This is a genomic window from Amycolatopsis plumensis (assembly GCF_042652605.1).
GTDB classification, from domain to species: Bacteria; Actinomycetota; Actinomycetes; order Mycobacteriales; family Pseudonocardiaceae; genus Amycolatopsis; species Amycolatopsis plumensis.
Map to the genome: position 1 here is coordinate 6,105,181 of NZ_JBHSJY010000001.1, position 22,584 is coordinate 6,127,764.

The 22,584-nt window shown below is 71.7% G+C and carries 20 protein-coding genes; 14 read left to right on the forward strand and 6 right to left on the reverse strand.

All coding sequences use genetic code 11. The features are described 5' to 3' along the window. Positions 1-6: 6 nt before the first annotated feature. Both cysC and cysD read right to left on the reverse strand, forming a co-directional pair. Positions 7-1,818: an adenylyl-sulfate kinase gene (gene cysC, locus ACFPLC_RS29845; RefSeq protein ID WP_378190688.1), complete on the reverse strand. Its 1,812-nt coding sequence runs from the start codon at positions 1,816-1,818 to the stop codon at positions 7-9. After that, positions 1,818-2,750 (reverse strand): sulfate adenylyltransferase subunit CysD, encoded by a 933-nt coding sequence (cysD, locus tag ACFPLC_RS29850; protein WP_378190918.1) that lies wholly within the window; start codon positions 2,748-2,750, stop codon positions 1,818-1,820. The genes cysC and cysD overlap by 1 nt, the downstream gene beginning before the upstream one ends. Positions 2,751-2,789: 39 nt before the next feature. Here cysD and ACFPLC_RS29855 point away from each other — a divergent pair, with 39 nt between their 5' ends. From ACFPLC_RS29855 to ACFPLC_RS29870, 4 genes are read left to right on the forward strand one after another with little or no spacing between them, the layout of a single operon-like run. Continuing rightward, positions 2,790-3,269, forward strand: coding sequence for a nuclear transport factor 2 family protein (locus ACFPLC_RS29855; RefSeq protein WP_378190686.1), 480 nt, complete (start codon positions 2,790-2,792; stop codon positions 3,267-3,269). Then, positions 3,266-4,456 carry a hypothetical protein gene (locus ACFPLC_RS29860; RefSeq protein WP_378190683.1) on the forward strand — a complete coding sequence of 397 codons (1,191 nt, stop codon included), beginning with the start codon at positions 3,266-3,268 and terminating at the stop codon, positions 4,454-4,456. Before ACFPLC_RS29855 ends, ACFPLC_RS29860 begins: the two co-directional genes overlap by 4 nt. Beyond that, the gene (locus tag ACFPLC_RS29865) at positions 4,453-5,241 is read left to right on the forward strand and encodes an SDR family oxidoreductase (RefSeq protein ID WP_191314192.1); all 789 of its coding nucleotides are present in this window, start codon (positions 4,453-4,455) and stop codon (positions 5,239-5,241) included. The genes ACFPLC_RS29860 and ACFPLC_RS29865 overlap by 4 nt, the downstream gene beginning before the upstream one ends. 8 nt (positions 5,242-5,249) lie before the next feature. Next, positions 5,250-6,410: a sulfotransferase family protein gene (locus tag ACFPLC_RS29870; protein WP_378190681.1), complete on the forward strand. Its 1,161-nt coding sequence runs from the start codon at positions 5,250-5,252 to the stop codon at positions 6,408-6,410. A 32-nt stretch (positions 6,411-6,442) separates the two neighbouring features. On the opposite strand, the gene ACFPLC_RS29875 is transcribed toward ACFPLC_RS29870, so the two are convergent. Continuing rightward, a complete protein-coding gene (locus ACFPLC_RS29875) occupies positions 6,443-7,654 on the reverse strand; it encodes a nucleotide disphospho-sugar-binding domain-containing protein (RefSeq protein WP_378190678.1) in 1,212 nt (403 codons plus the stop codon). A gap of 41 nt (positions 7,655-7,695) precedes the next feature. Here ACFPLC_RS29875 and ACFPLC_RS29880 point away from each other — a divergent pair, with 41 nt between their 5' ends. Together ACFPLC_RS29880 and ACFPLC_RS29885 are read left to right on the forward strand one after the other, a co-directional pair. Beyond that, positions 7,696-8,319 carry a TetR/AcrR family transcriptional regulator gene (locus tag ACFPLC_RS29880; protein ID WP_378190676.1) on the forward strand — a complete coding sequence of 208 codons (624 nt, stop codon included), beginning with the start codon at positions 7,696-7,698 and terminating at the stop codon, positions 8,317-8,319. A 98-nt stretch (positions 8,320-8,417) separates the two neighbouring features. Beyond that, a complete protein-coding gene (locus ACFPLC_RS29885) occupies positions 8,418-9,086 on the forward strand; it encodes a hypothetical protein (RefSeq protein WP_378190674.1) in 669 nt (222 codons plus the stop codon). Between the two features lie 51 nt (positions 9,087-9,137). Here ACFPLC_RS29885 and ACFPLC_RS29890 read toward each other — a convergent pair whose 3' ends face one another. Further along, entirely contained in the window at positions 9,138-10,805 is a 1,668-nt protein-coding gene (locus ACFPLC_RS29890) for a GGDEF domain-containing protein (protein WP_378190672.1), read from the reverse strand. Between the two features lie 128 nt (positions 10,806-10,933). On the opposite strand from ACFPLC_RS29890, the gene ACFPLC_RS29895 reads away from it, so the two are divergent. From ACFPLC_RS29895 to ACFPLC_RS29925, 7 genes are all read left to right on the forward strand, one after another. Then, entirely contained in the window at positions 10,934-11,281 is a 348-nt protein-coding gene (locus tag ACFPLC_RS29895) for an ArsR/SmtB family transcription factor (protein WP_191314187.1), read from the forward strand. Further along, complete coding sequence (locus ACFPLC_RS29900) at positions 11,278-11,913, forward strand: SRPBCC family protein (RefSeq protein WP_378190670.1); 636 nt, start codon at positions 11,278-11,280, stop codon at positions 11,911-11,913. Before ACFPLC_RS29895 ends, ACFPLC_RS29900 begins: the two co-directional genes overlap by 4 nt. A gap of 309 nt (positions 11,914-12,222) precedes the next feature. Continuing rightward, positions 12,223-13,785, forward strand: coding sequence for a deoxyguanosinetriphosphate triphosphohydrolase family protein (locus tag ACFPLC_RS29905; RefSeq protein ID WP_378190668.1), 1,563 nt, complete (start codon positions 12,223-12,225; stop codon positions 13,783-13,785). Between the two features lie 256 nt (positions 13,786-14,041). After that, complete coding sequence (locus ACFPLC_RS29910; RefSeq protein ID WP_378190666.1) at positions 14,042-16,957, forward strand: S8 family serine peptidase; 2,916 nt, start codon at positions 14,042-14,044, stop codon at positions 16,955-16,957. Between the two features lie 59 nt (positions 16,958-17,016). Continuing rightward, on the forward strand, positions 17,017-17,667 hold the full coding sequence (locus tag ACFPLC_RS29915; RefSeq protein ID WP_378190664.1) for an acVLRF1 family peptidyl-tRNA hydrolase: 651 nt from the start codon (positions 17,017-17,019) through the stop codon (positions 17,665-17,667). A gap of 137 nt (positions 17,668-17,804) precedes the next feature. Next, positions 17,805-19,433 (forward strand): ABC-F family ATP-binding cassette domain-containing protein, encoded by a 1,629-nt coding sequence (locus ACFPLC_RS29920; RefSeq protein ID WP_378190662.1) that lies wholly within the window; start codon positions 17,805-17,807, stop codon positions 19,431-19,433. Between the two features lie 177 nt (positions 19,434-19,610). After that, positions 19,611-19,820 (forward strand): helix-turn-helix domain-containing protein, encoded by a 210-nt coding sequence (locus ACFPLC_RS29925; RefSeq protein ID WP_003071237.1) that lies wholly within the window; start codon positions 19,611-19,613, stop codon positions 19,818-19,820. Here ACFPLC_RS29925 and ACFPLC_RS29930 read toward each other — a convergent pair. After that, positions 19,807-21,156 (reverse strand): glycosyltransferase 87 family protein, encoded by a 1,350-nt coding sequence (locus tag ACFPLC_RS29930; protein WP_378190660.1) that lies wholly within the window; start codon positions 21,154-21,156, stop codon positions 19,807-19,809. The two genes, ACFPLC_RS29925 and ACFPLC_RS29930, sit on opposite strands and share 14 nt — an antisense overlap. Positions 21,157-21,188: 32 nt before the next feature. Continuing rightward, a complete protein-coding gene (locus ACFPLC_RS29935; RefSeq protein ID WP_378190658.1) occupies positions 21,189-22,043 on the reverse strand; it encodes an LLM class flavin-dependent oxidoreductase in 855 nt (284 codons plus the stop codon). Positions 22,044-22,115: 72 nt separating this feature from the next. Between ACFPLC_RS29935 and ACFPLC_RS29940 the strand changes: the two genes are divergently transcribed. Further along, positions 22,116-22,547 carry a MarR family winged helix-turn-helix transcriptional regulator gene (locus ACFPLC_RS29940; protein ID WP_378190656.1) on the forward strand — a complete coding sequence of 144 codons (432 nt, stop codon included), beginning with the start codon at positions 22,116-22,118 and terminating at the stop codon, positions 22,545-22,547. Positions 22,548-22,584: the final 37 nt, after the last annotated feature.

Sequence of the window (22,584 nt, forward strand, 5' to 3'; positions counted from 1 at the left end):
CGGATTTCAGCCGAGGTCGTCGAGCAGGGCCTGGATCGCCGCCGCCATCGCCGCCGGGTCGCCGTCGCCCGGGCGCAGCACCAGATCGGGCGACGACGGGCGCTCGTAAGGCGCGTCGATGCCCGTGAACCCGGTGATTTCCCCGGCGCGCGCCTTCGCGTACATGCCCTTGGGGTCACGCGCCTCGCACACCTCCAGCGGCGTGTCGACGAAGACTTCCACGAACGGCAGTCCGTCGTGGATCGTCCGCGCCCGGGCGCGATCGGCCTCGTACGGGCTGATCAGCGACGCGATCGCCACCACACCCGCGTCCGCGAACAGGCGCGCCACCTCCGCCACGCGCCGGACGTTCTCCGCGCGGTCTTCGGGGCTGAAGCCCAGCCCGGCGTTGAGGCCGTGCCGCAGGTTGTCGCCGTCGAGCAGGTACGCCGGGCGGCCCGCCGCGACCAGCCGGCGTTCCAGCTCGACCGCCACCGACGACTTGCCCGACGCCGAAAGCCCGGTCAGCCACACCGTCGCGCCCCGGGTGGGGCGGTCTTCACGCCGCACCGCCGCCGTGTGCCAGACGACGGGGGAGGCGACCGCGCCGGTGATCATGCCCGCCGCGACCGTGTCGCCGGTGTGCTCGTCGACCAGCAGGAAGCCGCCGGTGGCCCGGTTGCGGCGGTAGGGGTCGAACAGCAGCGGCGAGCGTGTGCGCAGCCGGATGCGGCCGATGTCGTTCAAGGACAGCGCTTCGGCCGTCTCGTCGCGGTGGAGGGTGGTGACGTCGAGGCGGTACTCCAGCCGCTCCACCGTGCCCCGCGTCTCGGTGGTCGTGTGGCGCACCGCGTAGGTCGCGCCCGGCCGCAGCGCGGCGCGTTCGGAGAACCAGCAGACCAGGGCGTCGACCTCGCGGGCCGATTCCGCGCGGTTGCCGGGGCGGCACAGCATGGCCCCGCGGCCGAGGTCGAGGTCGTCGGTCAGTTCCACGGCCACCGCCTGGCCCGTGAAGGCCTCGGAAAGGGGTTTCCCGCCCGGGCCCCACACCGCGCGCACCTTCGACGTGAACCCCGACGGCAGCGCCACGACCTCGTCACCGGGTTTGAACACGCCGCCGGCGATAGTGCCCGCGTAGCCGCGGAAGTCGGACCGGCGGATCACGTACTGCACCGGGAACCGCGCGTCGATGAGGTTGCGGTCGGAGGCGACGTGCACTTCTTCCAGCTGGTGCAGCAGCGAAGTGCCCTCGTACCACGGCATGCTCGCGCTGCGGTGGACGACGTTGTCGCCGTGCAGCGCGGAAACCGGCACGAACGTCAAGTCGGCGACGTCGAGTTTCATCGCGAACCGGCGGAAGTCCTCGCGGATTTCGGCGAACCGCTCTTGCGACCACTCGACGAGGTCCATCTTGTTCACGCACACCACGAGGTGCCCGATCCCGAGCAGCGACGCGAGGAACGCGTGCCGCCGCGACTGCTCCAGCACGCCCTTGCGCGCGTCGACGAGGATCAGCGCCAGGTCGGCGGTGGACGCGCCGGTCACCATGTTGCGGGTGTACTGCAGGTGGCCCGGGGTGTCCGCGATGATGAACTTGCGCCGGGGTGTGGCGAAGTAGCGGTGGGCGACGTCGATGGTGATGCCCTGCTCGCGTTCGGCGCGCAGGCCGTCGGTGAGCAGCGCGAGGTCCGGGTAGTCCTCGCCGCGGTCCCGGCTGGCGCGTTCGACGGCGGCGAGCTGGTCGGTGAAGATCGCCTTCGAGTCGAACAGCAGCCGCCCGATCAACGTGGACTTGCCGTCGTCCACGCTCCCGGCGGTGGCGATCCGCAGCAGCTGCATCAGAAGTAGCCCTCCCGCTTGCGGTCTTCCATGCCGGCTTCGGAAATCCGGTCGTCGGCACGGGTGGCGCCGCGTTCGGTGACGCGGGTGGCGGCGACCTCGGCGACCACTTCCGACGGTGTCGTCGCCGACGATTCGACGCAGCCGGTGCAGGTGGCGTCGCCGACCGTGCGGAACCGCACGGTCGCCTCGTACGGCGTCTCGCCGTCCACAAGGGACAGGAAGCGGGTGGCCGCCAGCAGCATGCCGTCGCGCTGGACGACGGAACGCCGATGGGCGTAGTACAACGGCGGGAGGGCGATCCGCTCATCACGGATGTACTGCCAGATGTCCAGCTCGGTCCAGTTCGACAGCGGGAAGACGCGGATGTGCTCGCCGCGCCGGTGCCGCCCGTTGTAGAGGTTCCACAGCTCCGGGCGCTGCGCCCGCGGGTTCCACTGGCCGTGCTCGTCGCGGAAGCTGAACACGCGCTCCTTCGCGCGGGCCTTCTCCTCGTCGCGGCGGGCGCCGCCGAAGACGGCGTCGAACCCGCCCTCGCGGATGGCCCGCAGCAGTGTCACCGTCTGCAGCCGGTTGCGGCTGGCGCCCGGCCCGGTCTCCTCGACGACGCGGCCGGCGTCGATGTCGTCCTGCACCCTCGCGACTTCGAGACGCAGGCCGAGGGCGGCGACGGTCTCGTCGCGGAACCGGATCACCTCGTCGAAGTTGTGGCCGGTGTCGACGTGCAGCACCGGGAACGGCAGCGGCGCCGGCCAGAACGCCTTCGCGGCCGCGTGCAGCATGACCACGGAGTCCTTGCCGCCGGAGAAGAGCAGGACCGGGCGCTCGAAGGTCGCCGCGACTTCGCGGAAGACGTGCACGGCCTCCGCTTCGAGCGCGGCCAGGTGCGAGAGCTCGTACGAGGTCACGGACACCGGAAAAAAGTAGAACATGTTCTTGTCTTTGGTCAAGCCGTGCGGGACGCTAGGGGCATGGACCTGGTCGTACTCGAAGAGATCAAGCGGCTGAAGTACCGGTACCTGCGCGGGGTGGACCTGAAGCTGTGGGACGAGGTGGCCGACACCTTCACGGTCGACGCCACGGCCGACTACGGGACCCGCGCGGTCGGGAGTGAGGGCAAGCAGTTCGAGGGCCGCGACGCCATCGTCGAGTTCCTCACCCAGAGCCTCGGCAACGGCATCATCACGGTGCACCACGCAGCTCAGCCCGAGATCGAGATCGACGGCGACACCGCGACCGGGCGGTGGTCGTTCACCGACAAGGTCATCGTGCCCGACCACAAGGTGATCATCGAGGGCGCCGCGTTCTACGAGGACACCTACCGCCGCGACTCCGACGGTGCCTGGCGGATGTCGCACATCGGGTACGTCCGGACCTACGAGTCGATGACGTCATGGGACGCCATCCCCGGCTTCCGGCTGCTCGCGAACCGCTGGGCTGTCCCGGCATGATCGAGAACGAGTTCTCGTTGACCCGGCCGTTCGCCGACGCCATCGTCGAGGCCGAGAAGCTGATCGCAGAAGCCCCGCCCGCGCAGACCGAGCAGGGCCTCCTCGAGGGGTACGACTACCTCGCCGGCAGCATCCGGGCGTCGCTGCAGATGGCCTGGGCCTACCAGCGCGACTTCCCGTACTTCACCGCGTCGACCGGGCCGTACACGAAGATGGGCCTGGACAACCCGGACACGCTCTACTTCAACGCGAACATCCGCGACGACCGCGAGTACCTGGTCACCGGGGTCCGCGGGACGACCGCCGACCTGAGCTTCCAGATCCTCAACGGCGACTACTCGCCGGTGGAGGTGCCCGACAGCCTCGCCGCGTTCGACGATCGGCAGCTCGAGATCGGCCCGGACGGCCGGTTCGAGCTGCGCTTCGGCCCGGCCCGCGAGAACCCGGGCCCGAACTACTTCGTGCTCGGCGAAGGTTCGTCGATGCTCGTCGTCCGCGAGGTCTACAGCGACTGGATGACCGAACGCCGTGGCGAAATCCGCATCCGGTGCCTCGACACGGCGGGCCAGGCGCCGCCGGTGCCGGACCGGTCCGCGCTGGCCAAGCGCTACGGCGTCACCGGCAAGATCCTGCTGAGCCGGCTCAAGACGTTCCTGGCGTTCCCGAAGTGGTTCTACGACAACCTGCCGGTGAACACGATGACCGAGCCGCGCTCCACGCCGGGCGGGCTCACCACGCAGTTCTCCTCGGCCGGGCACTACGAGCTCGGCCCCGAAGAGGCGATGATCGTCACCGTGCCGCGCTGCGCGGACGCGCCGTACCAGGGCATCCAGCTCGGCAGCCTCTGGTACGTCTCGCTCGACTACATCAACCACCAGACGAGCCTGACCGCCGACCAGGCGCGGGTCGACCCGGACGGCAAGATCCGGTTCGTGCTCGCCGAGCGCGACCCCGGGCTGGCGAACTGGCTGGAGCTGACCGGGCACGACCGCGGGTACGTGCAGATCCGCTGGCAGCGGCTGGCCCGTGACCTCGGCCCGGACGACGGCCCGGTCGTCGAGGTGGTCAAGACCGACGAGCTGCCCGACCGGCTGCCCCACCACGCCGAAGCGCGGGTGACGCCGGAGCAGTGGGCGGCGCGGATCGCGGCCCGGCAGGACGCCGTCGCCGCCCGGATGCTGGGGTGAGCGTGTCCGATCTGCTGCAAGGCAAAGTGGTCGTGGTCTCGGGGATCGGCCCGGGGCTCGGCCGGTCGATCGCCGTGCGCAGCGCGCAGGCCGGCGCGGACGTCGTGCTCGCCGCGCGGACCGAGTCACGGCTGAGCGAGGTCGCGAAGGAGGTGACCGACCTCGGCCGCCGGGCGGTCGCGGTCCGCACCGACATCGACGACGCGGACTCCGCGGCGAACCTGGTGCGCGAGGCGGTGGAGGCGTTCGGCCGGGTGGACGCGGTGGTGCACAACGCCTTCGCCGTTCCGCCGCTGACCGATCTGGCCACTGTGGACCTCGACGCCGTCCGTGCGGGGTTCGAGACGGCGGCGATCTCGGTGCTCCGGCTGACCCGGTTGTTCCTGCCCGCGCTCAAGGAGAGCAAGGGTTCGCTGGTGATGATCAACTCGGCCGTGCTGCGGCATTCGCGGCGGACCTTCGGGGCCTACAAGATGGCGAAGTCGGCGCTGCTTTCGCTGTCCCAGAGCCTCGCCAGCGAGCTGGGGCCGGACGGCGTGCGCGTCAACACCGTGGCGCCCGGGTACATCTGGGGACCGAACCTGCAGTGGTACTTCGCCTACCTGGCCAAGGAACGCGGCGTCACACCGGAAGACGTCTACAACGAAACGGCGTCCACCATAGACCTGCGCAAGCTGCCGGAGCCCGACGAGATCGCCGATGCCGTGGTGTTCCTCGCCTCGCCGATGGCGCGGGCGATCACCGGGCAGTGCCTCGACGTCAACGGCGGCGAGTACCACCACTAGGAGGGTTCATGCTCCCGGGCCGGGAAGACGTCGGCACCTTCGACGACCTGCACGCCTCGGCGTCGAAGCTCACCGGGCTCGACGACTTCGGCGCGGACGAGTACGCCGAAGGCCTGCGCGTGCTGCTGGAGTCGTACGAGGCCGACGAGGAACTGACGCCGTACGGCAACAAGGTGCACCGGGCGATGCTGCGCGGCGCCTTGGTGGCGCGGCTGCTGAGCGAGGCGTCGTGGAAGCAGAACCCGGCGTACGCGGACGTCCGCATCGAGCGGCCGATCTTCGTCACCGGGCTGCCCCGCACCGGCACGACGGCCCTGCACCGGCTGCTCGCCGAGGACCCGGCGCACCAGGGGCTGGAAGTGTGGCTCGCCGAGGTCCCGCAGCCGCGGCCGCCGCGGAACGCGTGGGCGGACAACCCGATCTTCCAGGGGATCCAGGCCGGGTACGAGCGCCACCACGTCGAGCACCCGGAATTCATGGGCGTCCACCACATGTCCGCCGACCAGGTGGAGGAGTGCTGGCAGCTGCTGCGCCAGTCGATGCGGTCGGTGTCCTTCGAATGCCTCGCGCACCTGCCGCGGTACTCGCGCTGGCTGGCCAAGCAGGACTGGACGGACGCCTACGCCCGGCACAAGCGCAACCTGCAGCTGATCGGGCTGCCGGACGCGGGCAAGCGCTGGGTGCTCAAGAACCCCAGTCACCTCTTCGCGCTGGACGCGCTGATGGCGAACTACCCGGACGCGCTGGTCATCCAGACGCACCGGGCGCCGAGCACGATCATGGCGTCGATGTGCAGCCTGGCCGAGAAGGCCGCGGACGGCTGGTCGGCGAAGTTTCGTGGCGAGGTGATCGGGCGCGGGCAGCTCGAGCTGTGGGCACGCGGGGCGGACGAGTTCGGCTGGGCCCGCGCGCGGCACAACCCCGCGCAGTTCTGCGACGTCCGGTACGAGGACTTCGTCGCGGACCCGATCGGCACGGTGTCCACTGTGTACGACCACTTCGGACTGGAGTTCACGCCGGAGGCGCGCGCGGCGATGACGTCGGTGCACGAGGCGAGCCGCACCGGGGAGCGCAAACCGGTGCACCGCTACCGCCTGGCGGACTTCGGCCTGACCCCCGAGGAGGTCGACGAGCGCTTCGCAAGCTACCTCTCCGCCCACGGCTCGTGAGTGGTAAGGCGGGTTCTAGCCCGCCTTACCACTCACGACGAACCGCGGGAGGGGTCGGTGATGAGCTTGACGACTTCGGCCATCGGGGGTGCGGCGGCCATTTCGGTGGCCAGCTCGCGCGCGCGGGTGCGGTAGCGCGGGTCGGTCAGGACCTTGCGGACGTCACGCCGCAGGGTCCGCGGTGAAGCTTTCGCGCGGCCGCGGCCGATCCCCGCGCCGGACCAGGTGACCCGGGCCGCGACGTCGCGCTTGTCCTCGCTGGCCCCGACCACGACCAGCGGCACGCCGTAGCGGAGGGCGTGGTTGACCCCGCCGTACCCGCCGTTGGTGACCATGGCGGCGCAGCGGGGGAGCAGCTCGTCGTAGGGCAGGAGGTCGGCGACCCGGACGTTGTCCGGCAGCGGACCCGGCCGCAGCGGCGTGCCGCACGTCGTCACCACGACCAGGACGTCCTCGCCGGCCAGGGCGTCGATGGCGGGTTCGACGAGCCGGCCGAGGTCGTCGTTCGCGACCGTTCCCTGGGTCACGTGCACGACCGGCCGGTCGCCGTCCAGGTCGGCCCACCACGGCGGCAGCGGGTGCTCGCTCGCCGCGCTGACCGTCGTCGGGCCGATGAAATGCAGCGGCACGCCCTCGCGCGGGTACTCGAACCCCGGGCAGGTCATCTGCAGGACGCCGTCGCTGTGCAGCGGCCAGTCCGTGAAGAGCATGCCCGGGTCGCCGCCGAGCAGCTCCTTCGCCACCTTCTGCGCGGGCCCGGTCAGCCACGGCGTGAGCGCCTTGAGGATCGCGGCGCGCAGCGGGTGCCCGGGCGGGCCGCTCGGAACGGGCGGCATGAACGGCAGGAAGCCGAGCGTCAGCAGGCGCGGCCGCCGTTGCCGGCGGACCAGGGCCAGCCCGGCCAGCATCAGCGGGTCGCACAGGATGACGTCGGCTTCGTGCCGGTCGATGACGCCGAGCTGGTGCGGCATCGCGCGGACGAAGTTCGCGAGCTCGAAGCGGGCGAGCTCCAGGCCGCGCTTCCCGGCGCGCCCGGGGATCGTGCCGTCCAGGTCGGTTTCGTCGAAGTCGGCCTCCGGCGGCAGGAGGTCGACGGCGGCGCCCAGCTTCTCGAACGTCTCCCGGTGGCGTGCCCCGGTGACGACGGTGACCTCGTGCCCGGCGGCGGCCAGCGCCTCGACGATCGGCTTGGTGGGCCCGACGTGGCCGCGCGCGGGCTGCACGCAGACGAGTACCCGGGTCATGGTTCCCCCTCAATTGACCGATACGATGTACTATCCAATTGATGACGATACCCGAAGGCGCGCGGCGCCGTTATGCCTCACCGGTGCGCGAAGCCCGCGCGCGCCGGACCCGGGCCCACGTCGTGGCAACGGCGGGGAAGCTGTTCGCCGCGCGCGGCTACGCGGGCACGAGCATGCGGCAGATCGCCGCGGAGGCGGGGGTGAGCCTGGAGACGGTGACGCAGACGGGCCGCAAACCGCAGCTGCTGCTGGCCGCGTTCCGGGCCGGCTTCGCGGGCGACGCGGACGCGGTGGACCTGGACGCCTTGGCGGGCCCGGCCGGACCGGCGGACCTGCCGTCGGTGGTCGCCCGCGTCGCGGCGGGAGTACGCGATTCGTTGCCGATCTGGCGCGCGTTCACGACGGCGGCCGCGGCGGACGCGGAGGTGGCGGCGGTCCGCACCGAGCTCGCGGTGCTGCGCCGCGCGGAGATCGTTGAGCGGCTTTCGGCGGCGGGACTGGTGTCCGAGGGGGCGTCGGCCGGGCGCTTGGCCGACGCGATCGGGTTGATCACCTCGCACGAGGCCTACGACCACTTGACGACGGTGTGCGGGTGGGCGCACGAGGAGTACGTCGCTTGGGCGGCGCTGGCGATCCCGGCTCAGCTGGCCCTCGACTGGGGGTGAGAAGTGATCCCGCGTGCATCGATCACGCACGGAGCGCGAAGTCCACGTCGAAGGCAGCCGTGGGCCATGGGACAGGAGGAGCGCCGAGTGGCGCTCGCGTGGACTGGAGGTTCTTCGTGGGCTGGCTCGGACTTGACTGGGGGAACGTGCCCGGATGGTTTTCCGCGGGCTCCTTCATGGCCGCCGGGTACGTGATCGTCAGAGACCGGCAACAGAAGAGGCGTCAGCAGATCGACAGTGTCGGCGTTTGGGGAGAGTTCGATCTCTGCCAAGATGAGAACGCTGTGAACTTCGGCTTCATAGTTCCCAGGATCTACGTCAAGAACGCCAGCAGCCTGCCTGTCTATGTCGAATCAGTGGAATACGAGGCGATCTACAGTTGGTCGCAGATGGCCCACGCGGGCTACTTCATGTTCCCTTTCGAGGGTGGAGTGGCTGGGTTCGAGGGGCGCGTTCGTGATGTCGTCGTCCCACCAGGCCGGGAGGTCATGACCTATGGGGTCGACCGGCGGCCGGTCGGCAAGCCGGAGGGGGCCGGAGGCGATGCGAGCGTGACGTCGCGCGCACCCGGGAGCAAAATAATCATCACCGAGATAGTTCTGGTCGACAACACGCAACGGCGATGGAAACTGGTGCCGCGCGCCGACCGACCAGGTCTCGCTTCGATGGCCACACCTCATGCCTTGTCGAGACTCGGATCCTCTTTCCTGTCATGCGTGGAAAGACTCAGGAGAGGTGCAGGGAGTTTCCGGAGAAAGAGGCGCTGACGAGCTGAGCCTTGAGACGAGAATCGAAGGCTTCCTGGTCCGCTCCCGACGTCAGCCGACCGCGGCCCGCAACCCGCGGGTTCCGATGCCGCGCAGCACTTCCACCCGCTCCGCGCCCGGGCGGCTCAGCACCCAGCTCGACCCCGGCACCGCCTTCGCCCGCATCTTCAACGGCGCCAGCAATCGCGAAACGTCCTGGTACGAACCGATCGCGCCACTCGCGCAGACCAGCGTCGCCAGCGAGACGGTCACCGGCAGGCCGTCGGCCGACCAGGACCGGTCCAGCAACGCTCCCGCCACCGTCGCGATTTCGTCGACGTCGCACACCACCAGGAAGTCGTCGCCGCCCACGTGGCTCACGCGCATGCGCCGCAACCCGCCGGCCAGCTCGGTCAGCGCCGCGCCCAGTTCGCGGATCAGGTCGTCGCCCGCCGCGAAGCCCGCCGTGTCGTTGACCGCCTTGAACCCGTCGATGTCCAGCCAGGCCGCCACGAACGGCTCGCCGATGGTGATGCGGCGGGCCACGTCGCGGGCGATCGTGTCGCTGCCCGGCAGCCGCGTCAGCGGGTTCAGCGCCGCGGCCGCCTCGACCTTCGCCTCGGCCACGCCGCGGACCACCTCGGTCACCAGCACCACGCCGAGGCAGCGGCCGAGCTCGTCGACCACGACCACGTCGTCGCCGGTGCGGCCCCAGGCCGCGTCGGTGACCAGCTCGAGGAACTCCATCGCGCCGGCGCGGGCCTCGATCGTGTGCGGGGTGTCCGCGAGGCGGGCCGCCGGGCGCTTCGCGTGCAGCGCGTGCCCGTACGGGCCGGTGACCGCGACCAGGAACCGGGTGCGGTCGACCGACCAGCGCGGCCGGTTCAGCTCGTCCACCCCGACCACGCCGCTCGGTGCGTCGGCCGCCGCCAGCACCGCGCGGACTTCGTCGCAGGTCGCCGATTCCGGCAGGGTCGTCGCCGGGCGGAGGAAGTCGCCGACGCAGGGTGCCGGGGCGCCGGTCGAGGGGCGGGCGCGCGTGAGCAGCGCCGGCGCGGGGCCGGCGGCCGTCGGCGGCGCGAGGAGGTGCCCCTGCGCGATCCGCACGCCCAGGTTGCGGACGGCGTCGAGCTGCGCGTCGGTCTCGACGCCGGTCGCGACCAGCCGCGTGCCGGTGCGGTTCGTGTAGTGCAGCAAGGCCTCGGCCACGGCGACCGAAGCGGGGTCGTCCGGCAGCCCGCGCAGCACGGTCCGGTCGAGCTTCACCAGGTCGATCGGCGCCTCGACCAGCAGGCCCAGCGGCAGGTCGCCGCGGCCGAGGCCGTCGAGGGCGAGCCGGAAGCCGAGCTCGGTGAGCTCCCGCATCCCGGCGAGCGCGCGGCCGGGCGGCAGCGGCGCGAACGGCGGGCCGATCTCCAGGACGACGTCGCGGGTGCGGCGGTCGGCGTCGCCGAGCGCCTCGAGGAGGCCCTCGTACATCGACGGCGGCGCGGCCAGGGTGCGGGCGGAGAGGTTCAGGTGCAGGGGGAGTGACGTCGGGTCTTCCGCGTCCTGCCGGACGGCGGCGACCGCGAGCCCGACGTCGGCCTCGGCGAGCCTGCCGTCGCGGCGCGCCTGCGCGAGCAGCTCGGGGACGGTGCCGCGGCCGGGCCTGGCCAGCGCTTCGTGCGCCACGACACCTCCCGTGTGGAGGCTGTACAGCGGCTGGAAGGCGAAGCGGACCGCGCGTGGCGACTTCACGACCTCGATCGTCGCGGGTCGCGCGGCGGAGCGGAACCGATGTCGGCTGATGTTCACCGGGGGTTACCCACATCGGAGCAACTACTTCAGGGTTGACTTATATAAGTGACCACTTGTAGCTTGGCCGGGTGCACGCCTTCGACGTCCTCGGCGACCCGGTCCGCCGCCGCATCCTCGAGCTGCTGGCCGACGGCGAACGGGCCGCCGGTGCGGTGACCGAGGTGATCCGGGCCGAGTTCGGCATCTCGCAGCCGGCGGTGTCGCAGCACCTGAAGGTGTTGCGGGACAACGGCTTCGCGGTCGTCCGCCAAGACGGGACCAGACGGCTGTACGCGGTCGGCCACGCCCCGCTGCGCGACGTCGACGTCTGGCTCGACCGGTTCCGCCGGTACTGGACGCCGCCGCTGGACGCGCTGGCCACCGAAATCGCCCGCGGCAAGCGCGAGCGCCGCCTCAACCAAGGAGAAGGTTCGTGATCGACGTCAGCCACCAGATCAGCGCCGTCCGCCGGACGGTCGGCACCCGCGTGCTCGAAGCGGGGGAGGCGCGGGTCATGACCATCAGCCAGGTCTACGACACCGACGTCGACGACATGTGGGACGCGGTCACGAACGCCGAGCGCATCCCGCGGTGGTTCCTGCCGGTGACCGGCGAGCTGCGCGTCGGCGGGAAGTACCAGCTGGAGGGCAACGCGGGCGGCAAGGTCGAGCGCTGCGACCCGCCGAAGAGCTTCGCCGCGACGTGGGAGATGCACGGCGGGGTGAGCTGGATCGAGGTCCGCCTGACGCCGGAGGGTTCGGGCACCCGGTTCTCGCTCGAGCACGTGGCCCACGTCGACGACCACTGGGAGCAGTTCGGCCCGGGCGCGGTCGGCATCGGCTGGGACATGGCGCTGACCGCCCTGGTCCGGCACCTGGCGGCGGACCCGTCGTACGTCGTCGACCCGGCCGAGGCGATGGCCTGGATGGCCTCCCCCGAGGGCGTTTCGTTCGTGACCGCGGCAGGCGAGGCCTGGTACGCCGCGCACGTCGCAGGCGGCGAGGACGAGGCCGTGGCCCGCGCCCAGGCCGACCGCTGCCTGGCCGCCTACACCGCCCAGCCGGAGTGATGCCCCTCGAATCACGCATGATGCCCGGCTGATCACGCGTGATGCCTCCCTGATCACGAGTGATGCCCCTCGGAGCACGCGGGATGCCTTCCTGATCACCGGCATGGCCGGGCCGCCCGGTCCGCGGCGGAAGAAGCAGCGTGCGCCGCGGGGCATCAGCGTCGTGCCCGGGTTGCCGGGCGGGGCGCCGCAGGCGACCGGGGCGAAAGCGAGGACCGCGAGTGCCGTGACGATGCGTCGGGACATGCCTCCGGAGTACCCACGCGCCTGCCCGCCGTTCAGGTGAACCTGGCGGCTAGGGTCGGGCGCATGGATCAGGAGACCGACCCGCGGACGGCCCGGCGCGACCCCGTGGCGAACGTCGGCGGGTTCACCGACCTGGCGACCAGCCCCTTCCGGATCGACCGCGACCGGATCGCCGCTTCCCCCTTCTTCGCGCGGCTCGGCGGCGTGACGCAGGTGGTCAGCGCCGGCGGGGCCGGGCTGCTGCACAACCGGCTCACCCACAGCCTCAAGGTCGCGCAGGTCGCCCGCGCGATCGCCGAGCGCATCACCGGCGGGCCCGACGCCGGGCTGGCCGACAAGCTCGGCGGCTGCGACCCCGACGTCGCCGAGGCCGCCGCGCTCGCCCACGACCTCGGGCACCCGCCGTTCGGGCACCTCGGAGAGCAGACGCTCGACCGGATCGCCCGCCACCGCTTCGGCCTCGCCGACGGCTTCGAGGGCAACGCGCAGACGTTCCGGATCATCACCACGACCGACGTGCGCGGGCCGTCGGCGATCGGGCTGGACCTGACCGCCGCGGTGCGCGCGGCCGTCCTCAAGTACCCGTGGCTGCGGCTGCACCACCCCGCGCCGCACCCGTCGGAGCTGGCCGTGCCGCCGCGCGGCGCGGCCGAGCCGGGCGACCTGCCGGGCACCGGCGCGGCGAAGTTCTCCGCCTACGCCACCGAACTCGACGACTTCGAGCAGGCCCGCGCGGCTTTCGCCGGCCGCGTCGAAGGCTGGCAGCAGACGGTCGAAGCGTCCGTGATGGACACCGCCGACGACATCGCCTACGCCATTCACGACCTCCAGGACTTCCACCGCATCGGCGTCCTGCAGCACGCGCCGGTCGCCGCGGAACTGGGGGAGTGGCTCGAGCACGCGGCCGAACTGGCGTCGCTGGACGACGAGACGCTGCAGGCGGACCTGCGCCGCCCGGGCCGGTCGCTGGAACGCCTCCGCCGCCGCATGCACGCCAAGGACGCGTGGATCGTCGACGACGACGCGTTCGCCGCCGCCGTTGCGCGGGTGCGCGCGGAGCTGGTCGACGGGCTGCTGGCCGGCGAGTTCGACGGCTCGATCGAGGCCGAGCAGGCCACGGCGGCGTTCTCCGCGAACTGGACGGCCCGCCTGGTCGACGGCGTGTTCCTGCTGCCCTCGCCGTCCACCCGCACCGGGCACGTCTCGCTGCGGCCCGCCCAGTGGCACGAGGTCCAGGTGCTCAAGTTCGTGCACCGCCGGTTCGTGCTGCTGCGCCCGGACCTGGCGCTGCACCAGCGCGGCCAGGCCGGGGTGGTGACGAGCCTGGTCGACGCGCTCGACGCGTGGCTGCTCGACCGCGACGAGGTGTCCCGCCTGCCGCGCCGGCTGCACGACCTGGTCGAGCTGGCCCGCGCGGAGTACGCGGGGCTGGCGCGCTCGGCGCCGGAGCTGCTGGTGGGCGCGACCGGCGAGCCGGTGACGGGGGCGGACGCGGTGCGCGGGCTCGCGCGCGGCCGCGCGGTGGTCGACTTCGTGGCCTCGCTGACGGACAAGCAGGCGGTGACGCTGCTGGACGCGTTGTCCGGGCGGGCCGCGCAGCCGTGGTCGGATTCCTTCGTGCTCTGAAGGGCGGCGATTGTGGACTCCCGGCCCGTGGACCCCCTTGCGGCCGAGCGGTTGTCCGGTGTGTGTCCGGTGACCGGTTCGCGACTGCGCTGAACGGCCTACGTCATCCGGCCCATTCGGGAAATTATCCGTCCTTTGTCACTCGAACGGCTGATGTTTACGGAGAACTCGCGGTACTTAGCTGGATCCAGCCGGTGATCACCGGCGATCGGTCAGCGTGAGTCGGGGCACGCGCCTGGAGAATCGGAGGGCGCCCGTGCGTCGTACCCGTTCCAACAGATCGAGAACCACCGTCCTGACCGCCGGGGCCGCGGCACTGCTCGCCGCCCTCGGCCTCGTGTCGCCGCCCGCCGCGGGCGCCGCGACCGCGTCCACACCGGACAGCTTCAGCGAAACCGCGCAACAGCAGATCGCCGCCCTGCAGGCGGTCAAGGCGGGCCGCACCGCCACCGAGTCCAAAGTAGACAGCAAGCTGCTGGTCGCCGAAAAGGGACTGGGGAAGCAGCTGACCGCCCTGCAGTCCGGCGTGAGCGCCGGCGGCACCGTCGTCGTCGACATCCGCGCGAGCAAGGTTTCGCCGGACCTGCTCGCCGGGCTCACCAAGGCCGGGGCGGGCATCCGCGCGGTGTCCGACCGCTACGGCAGCGTCCGCGCCGAGGTCCCGGTCGGCAAGGTGAGCGAGATCGCCGCGCGCGGCGACGTCCAGCGCGTCGAACAGGCCGACCAGGCGATGACCGCCCGCGAGCTGGCCACCCCGGCGACGACGGGCAAGGAGCAGACCCCGGCCGAAACCAAGCAGCAGAAGGCCGATCGCCTCGCCGGTGAGCTGCAGAAGGCCATGGCCGCCAAGACCCAGCGCAGTGCCGCCGCGGCCGCGCCGCTGGTCAGCGAAGGCGACCGCGCCCACAACGCCGACCTCGCGCGCCAGCAGTTCGGCGTCACCGGCGTCGGGGTCAAGGCGTGCGCGCTGTCCGACGGCGTCGACTCACTGGCCGCTTCGCAGGCCAAGGGTGAACTCCCGCCGGACGTCGACGTCATCGCCGGCCAGGAGGGCGACGGCGACGAGGGCACCGCGATGCTCGAGATCATCCACGACCTCGCGCCCCGCGCCGCGCTCGGCTTCGCGTCGGCCTTCAACTCGGACGCCAGCTTCGCGGACAACATCCGCAAGCTGCGCTTCGAGTCGCACTGCGACGTCATCGTCGACGACGTCATCTACTTCAAGGAATCGCCGTTCCAGGACTGGATCATCGCCCAGGCCGTGAACGACGTGACCGCCGACGGCGCGCTGTACTTCTCGTCGGCGGGCAACGAAGGCAACGTCGCCAGCGGCACCGCCGCGCACTGGGAAGGCGACTTCGTCGACTCCGGCAAGTCGGTCGGCAAGTTCGCCGGCACGGCGCACAACTTCGCCGGCGCGGCGGGCAACCAGATCTACGAGCCGATCTCGAACGCGTCCTCGGCCGGCGTCCCGGTGACGCTGCACTGGTCGGACCCGCTCGGCGCGTCCGCGAACGACTACGACCTCTACCTGCTCAACTCCGCGGGCGCGGTCGTCAGCTTCAGCCAGGACGTCCAGACCGGCACCCAGGACCCGTACGAGCGCGTCACGACGCCGAGCTTGGGCGGGACCGGGCTGCGCCTGGCCATCGTGAAGTTCTCGGGCCAGAACCGCTACCTGTCCCTGTCGGCGCTGCGGGGCCGGTTCTCCGACTCGGCCGACGGGCTCAAGGCCTACAACACCCCGGGCGTGACGGTCGGCCACTCGGCCGCGCGGGACGCCTTCAGCGTCGCGGCGGCCCCGGCGGCCAAGGCGTTCGGCCGGGCACTGGAACCGGGCGACCCGGCCAACCCGGCGGGCCCGTACCCGGGCTCGTTCAGCGGCGCCACCAAGGCCGAGCGGTTCAGCTCCGACGGTCCGCGCCGCGTGTTCTACGAGGCGAACGGCACGCCGATCACCCCGGGCAACGTGTCTTCGACCGGTGGCGAAGTCCGGAACAAGCCGGAGATCACCGCGGCCGACGGCGTCACCACCAGCGTGACCGGGTTCAACCCGTTCTTCGGCACCTCGGCCGCCGCCCCGCACGCGGCCGCGATCGCCGCGCTCGTGCTGTCCGGCAACCCCGGCCTGCCGCCCGCGGAGGTGCGGGAAGCGCTGATCAACACCGCGATCGACATCGAGACCCCGGGCCGCGACAACTTCACCGGGGCCGGCGTCATCCTCGCGGACAAGGTGCTGGCCTACACCGGCGCCAGCCCGCAGCCCCTCGCGGTGGCCAAGCAGCCGACGGTCACCCCGGCCGACGGCGGCTCGGCGCTCGACCCGGGCGACACCGCCAAGGTGACGCTGCCGGTGACCAACGACGGTGACGGCACCGCGGTGTCGACCAGCGTCGTGCTCACCAGCCCGACCCCGGGTGTCACGGTGGCGCCGCGCTCGAAGTCCTACGGCACCATCAGCCCGGGACAGACCGGCGTCAACGACTTCACCATCACCGTCCCGGCGAGCCAGCAGCTCGGCGTGCCGGTGGTGCTGAACGCCCGCGTCACCTTCGCCGGGGCGCACTCGCCGACGACGACGTCGTTCTCGCTGCCGGTCGGCACCCCGTCGCCGGTCGCGCAGGACTTCGCCTACGCCGGCGAGCCGGTGGCGATCCCGGACAACAGCCCGGTCGGCGCGTCGGTGACCATCCCGGTCACCGGGGTCGGCCGCGCGTCCAAGGTGACGTTCTCCGTGGACGGCACGACGTGCAGCACCGACCCGACCTCGACGACGGTGGGGCTCAACCACTCCTACGTCGGTGACCTGGTCGGCACGCTGACGTCGCCGTCGGGGGCGAAGGCCACGGTGTTCCAGCGCAACGGCGGCTCGGGCAAGAACCTGTGCAAGGTCGTCTTCGCCGACAACGCGGCGGCCGCGTTCAGCACGGTGACCTCGGCCAACGCGCCGTTCACCGGCACCTACCGGCCGACGCAGGCCCTGACCGGCAACCTCGCCGGCGCGGTGGCCGACGGCACGTGGACGTTCGGGGTGGTCGACGCGGCCGGCGGCGACGCCGGGTCGATCCGCTCGGTCGCCCTGCACATCAACGGGTTCGTCCAGCCCGCGGCGGCCGGCGCGCCGTCGAACGTGCGAGGCGTGACGAACAACGGTCCGGTGCACCCGCTGTAACGCACTCTCACCGGTACGGGGCCGTCGCGGACACCGCGGCGGCCCCGTACCGTTTTCCCATGGCGAAGGCGCGGCAGGTCTCCGGGGGCGGGCGGGCCGTCGAGGTCCCGCCCGAGCGGCTGGCCGGCTGGTTCGAGCGGTTCGCCGCCTCGCACGGCGGGACCGTGGCCACGGACACCGCGCCGGACCGGGTTCGCGTGACCGCCGCCGACGGCAGCACCGCGACCGCGACCGTCCCTTTCGGACCGCTCGAAGAACCGTCGGTGGCCGGGCTCGTCGCCCACGCGCTGGTACCGCGGACGATCGCCCTCGTGCTGGTCCGCCGGGGCGGGCACAGCGTCGGCATCGCGCGAGACGGCCGGATCGAGGTCTCGCGCACCGATCGGCACCTCGTGCAGGGCCGGTCCGCCGCGGGCGGCTGGTCGCAGCAGCGGTTCGCCCGGCGTCGCGCGGGACAGGCCCGGCACGCGCTCCAGGACGCGGCGAAGGACGTCTTCGAAGTGCTCGTGCCCCGGCTGTCCGAAGTGGATGCCGTGGTGCTGGGCGGGGACCGCCGCGCCCTCGACGAGCTGCGCGACGACCGGCGGCTGGCCCCGCTGTTCGCCCGTGCGGAACCCCGCGTGCTGGAAGTCGGCGAGCCGAGCCGGGCCGTGCTCGAGGAGGCCGCCGTGCGGGCGCTGTCCGTGCAGGTCACGCTGCGCGACGGGTGAAACCGCACACGTCCGGAAAATGCGGTGGACCGCGGCCCGTACACTGGGCTCCGTGGATATCCAGCTGGAGTGACGCCGCAGCCCGCGCGGCTGCTTGACGCTGTCCTCCGTACGCCCCCTTTCCACGGGAGTTCCCCTTGATCACGGCCACCGGCCTTGAGCTGCGCGCGGGTTCGCGCATCCTGCTCAACGGCGTCACCCTCCGCATCCAGCCCGGCGACCGCATCGGTCTCGTCGGCCGCAACGGCGCGGGCAAGACCACCTCGCTGAAGGTCCTCGCCGGCGAGGGCGAGCCGCACGCCGGCGACGTCCGCCGCACCGGCGAGCTCGGCTACCTGCCGCAGGACCCGCGCGAAGGCGACCTGTCGGTCACCGCGAAGGACCGCGTGCTCTCGGCGCGTGGTCTGGACAAGCTGATGCGCGACATGGAGAAGGCGCAGGCCTCGATGGCCGAGCTGGTCGACGAGGCCGCGCGCGACAAGGCCATCAACCGCTACGCCCGGCTCGAAGAGCGCTTCGCTTCCCTCGGCGGGTACGCCGCGGAGAGCGAGGCCGCGCGGATCTGCTCCAACCTCGGCCTCGCCGACCGTGTCCTGGCGCAGACGCTGCAGACGCTTTCCGGTGGTCAGCGCCGCCGTGTCGAGCTGGCGCGGATCCTGTTCGCCGCGGCCGAAGCCGGCGCCGGTGGCAAGTCCGAGACGATCCTGCTGCTCGACGAGCCGACCAACCACCTCGACGCCGACTCCATCAACTGGCTGCGCGGCTTCCTCAAGCAGCACGACGGCGGCCTGGTCGTGATCAGCCACGACGTCGAGCTGCTGGCCGACGTGGTCAACAAGGTCTGGTTCCTCGACGCCACCCGCGGCGAGCTCGACCTGTACAACATGGGCTGGCAGCGCTACCTCGACGCCCGCGCGACCGACGAGAAGCGCCGCCGCCGTGAGCGTGCCAACGCCGAAAAGAAGGCGTCGGCGCTGCAGCAGCAGGCCGCGAAGCTCGGCGCGAAGGCCACGAAGGCCGTGGCGGCCAAGAACATGGCGCGCCGCGCCGAGCAGATGCTGTCGTCGCTCGAGGACACCCGCCAGGCCGACAAGGTCGCCCGGATCAAGTTCCCGGAGCCCGCACCCTGCGGCCGTACTCCGCTCACCGCGGAGGGCCTCTCGAAGTCGTACGGCTCACTGGAAATCTTCACCGGCGTCGATCTCGCCATCGACCGCGGTTCGAAGGTTGTCGTACTCGGGCTGAACGGTGCGGGAAAGACGACTTTGCTCCGGCTGCTCGGTGGAATGGAAACCCCGGACACCGGATCCGTCGTTCCGGGTCACGGATTGCGTTTGGGCTATTACGCACAGGAACACGAAACTCTTGATCATGACGCGTCGGTGTGGGAAAACATCCGACATCTCGCTCCGGACACCGGCGCGCAGGAGTTGCGGAACCTGCTGGGCTCGTTCCTCTTCACCGGCGAACAACTCGACCAGCCCGCCGGAACGCTTTCCGGCGGCGAGAAGACCCGGCTCGCGCTGGCGGGCCTGGTCTCCAGCGCTGCCAACGTGTTGCTGCTCGACGAGCCGACCAACAACCTCGACCCGGCCAGCCGCGCGCAGGTCCTGGACGCCTTGCGCAGCTTCGCCGGTGCCGTCGTCCTGGTGACGCACGACCCCGGCGCGGTCGAAGCACTGGAGCCCGAGCGGGTCATCCTGCTGCCCGACGGCACCGAGGACCACTGGTCGGCGGACTACCTCGAACTTGTCCAGCTTGCGTGACCGTGCGTCCATTCGGGTGCAAGATCACTCGCCGTAGAGCACTGGAATGGCCCAATGTGATCGCAATTTCGGCTGTTTCCCGGCTGTCGTCTGGCATTCCGGCGCTCAGTGTTCGATCATTGCCCCGGCAGGGGCCGATATGTGGCCCAGAACACTCTCGGCGGGAAGGCGATCGACGTGGCTGATCTCAAGAAAGGCGCGCGGATCACCGGCAACACGCGCGACAAGCTGGCCGCTGACCTGAAGAAGAAATACGAGAAGGGCTCGAGCATCCGGGCGCTCGCGGAGTCGACGGGACGGTCCTACGGGTTCGTCCACCGGGTGCTGTCGGAGTCGGGCGTCCAGCTGCGGGGGCGCGGCGGGGCCACCAGGGTCAAGAAGAAGTAGTCGCGGACTGCTGCGCGGGGGGCGCAGCGGGAACTTCGGCCACGCGGAACGCCAGGTGGGCCCCGAGCAGGACCAGTGGGTACACGAGGTAGCCGTACCGGGTGGCCGGGGTGAGCAGGATCAACGCGCCGAGTCCGACGGCGATGCGCAGCAGTGCGGCGGAGCCGTTCGCGGGGGGCCGGCGCACCAGCCAGCCGATCATCGCCACGGCCGCGGCGCCGACGAGCACGAACGCCGCCACCTGCCCGATCGGGCCGGTCTCGGCGATCAGGTGGCCCGGCAGCGGGCTGGCCGCGGGCGACCGCACGACGCCCATGCCGAGCGGGAACCGGAAGACGTGCTCGACGAACGCCGCCGGATCGACCAGGTACACCGGCAGGTGCACGGCGGCCGTCGTCGCCACCAGCGCCGCCGCGAACCGGGCCAGCGCCGCCCAGTCCAGGCCGCCGCGGCGGACCAGCACGAGCAGAGCCAGGACCGCGGCCGCGGGCGCGACGATGAGCTTCGCGCTGACGACCAGCGCCAGCACCAGTCCCGACCAGGCGGCCCGTCCGGTGGCCGCGAGCGCGCAGCTGAGCACCAGCAGGCCGACGATGGCCAGGTCCGGTCCGGCCACGGCCCAGGTGAGCGCGGTGAGCGGGCAGGCCAGCGCGAGCTGCGCGGCACCGACCGGCACCCGCGGCCACTTCAGCAGCTTCAGCGTGCCCAGCACGCACGCGCAGGCGGCCAGGGCGAACATCCAGCGGGCGTCGGTGAACGCGTCGGTCACCGGGGTGCCGCCGAACAGCGCCCGCGGCAGGCCGAAGACCGCCATCACCGGCCCGTAGGGGGTGTAATCGTTTACCACCGGGGGCCGGCCGAGCGCGGTGACGTCGACGTACGGGGTCCCGTGGTGCAGCAGCAGATCCGCGGACCGCTCGATCACCCACACCTCGGGCTGCGCGGCCCACGAGAACGGCGTGATCAGCCAGTCCACCCCGGTCAGGCGGCGAATCACCAGAAGTACCAACGGGAGGATCATCGCCAACAGCGCGACCGCGGCGATGCCGCACCAGCGGGAACCGAATACGCCACGCGGGGTACGCCCGCTTCGTGCGGACAGCAGCAGATACCCGCTGTGCACCACGCCGAAGCCGTACGCCACAGTCGCGAAGTTGCCCCAGACGCGGTAGCCGTAGAACTCCGACACCAGTGCGGTGATCAGCGCGAACGCCAGGCAAGCCAGGGAGAACCCCAGGTCCCAGCGCAGGGGCGCGGCCTCCGTGGTGCGCGACGGTGCCGTGAAGAGCCGGGCCGCGCGCCGCCATGCGGGCGCTCGGCCCACCTCCGTTTCCACGTCGCCAGGCTACCGAGGGGCCGTGACCCGGTTCAGTCGACGTCGCGCAGGCGGGGGAGCAGCTTCGCGGCGGCTTCGGACGCCGCGACGACATCGTCGCGGCCGGCGGGCATCAGGACCAGCTCGGTGAAGCCGGCGTCGACGTAGCTCTGCGTGAGCCGCAGGGCGCTGTCCGCGTCGGACGGCAGCCGGAACTGCACGGCCCGGCCGACGGTCGCCGGATCCCGGCCCACGGCCGCGCAATGCGCGTCGAGGACCCGCGAAAGCCGTTGCAGCTCGGCGATTCCGGTGCCCGGCAGGGCCGCGTTCAGCCAGACGTCGGCGTGCTCGGCGACGACCCGCAGGCCGCGCTTCTCGCCGCTGCTGCCCAGCCACAGCGGGGGTTTCGGGCGTTGCACCGGCTTGGGGTCGCTGACGGCGCGGGTGAGGTGGTAGTGGCGGCCGGAATAGGTGGTTTCCGCCTGTGTCCACAGCAGACGGAGGATTTCGCAGGTTTCGGCCAGTTTGGCCACGCGTTCCGCCGCGGACGGCGTGGGGGTGCCCATCATCGCGTCGGTCACCGTGTCGCCGCCCGCGCCGAGGCCGACGTCGAGCCGGCCGCCGGAGAGGTGGTCGACGGTCGCGGCGATCTTGGCGAACGTGCCCGGGTGCCGGTTGGTGTTGCCGGACACCAGGCAGCCGATCCGCACCCGCTTCGTCGCTTCGGCCATCGCGGCCAGGAGGCTCCAGCCGTCGAAGACGTCGCCGGTGCGGTCGGGGCCCATCGGGGCGAGGTGGTCGAAGACCCAGCAGCCGTCGAAGCCGGCGTCGTCGGCGATCGCCCAGATCTCGCGGAGGGCGGCGATGCCGAGGTGCTGCTGGGGTGGTTTGAGCCCGAGGGTCGTCATGGGGGTCTCCTGATCGTCAGTGTTTCTAATCATCAGTCAAACTGACGATCAGCGTAGGTGTAGAGTTCTCCCATGTCCAGTGCGCCCCTCGCCGTCACCCAGCGGCTCGGCTACCTGCTCAAGCACGCCCAGCTGCGGCTCGCCGAGCTGGCCGAGCCGCTGTATGCGCCGCTGGGGGTCACCGGGCGGCAGCTCGCGCTGCTCACGCTCTTCGGCGACGGGCCGGCGCGGTCGCAGCAGGACGGCGCGGCCCGGCTCGGCGTCGACCGGACGACGATGGTCGCGCTCGTCGACGAGCTGGAGGCCAAGGGACTGGTCCGGCGCGAGGTCGCGCCGAGGGACCGGCGCAAGCGCCTGGTGCTGCTGACGCCCGAGGGGGAGCGCGTCCGCGAGGCCGGGGCGGAAGTCACGCGCAAGGCCGAGGCGCTCCTGCTGGAACCGCTCTCGGCCGAGGAGGCCGAAGGGCTGCGCGCCGCCCTCCATCAGGTTGTTCGCGGCGGGTGAACGGCATCGGGAAGCAAACGGACCGCGAGGGCGTTGA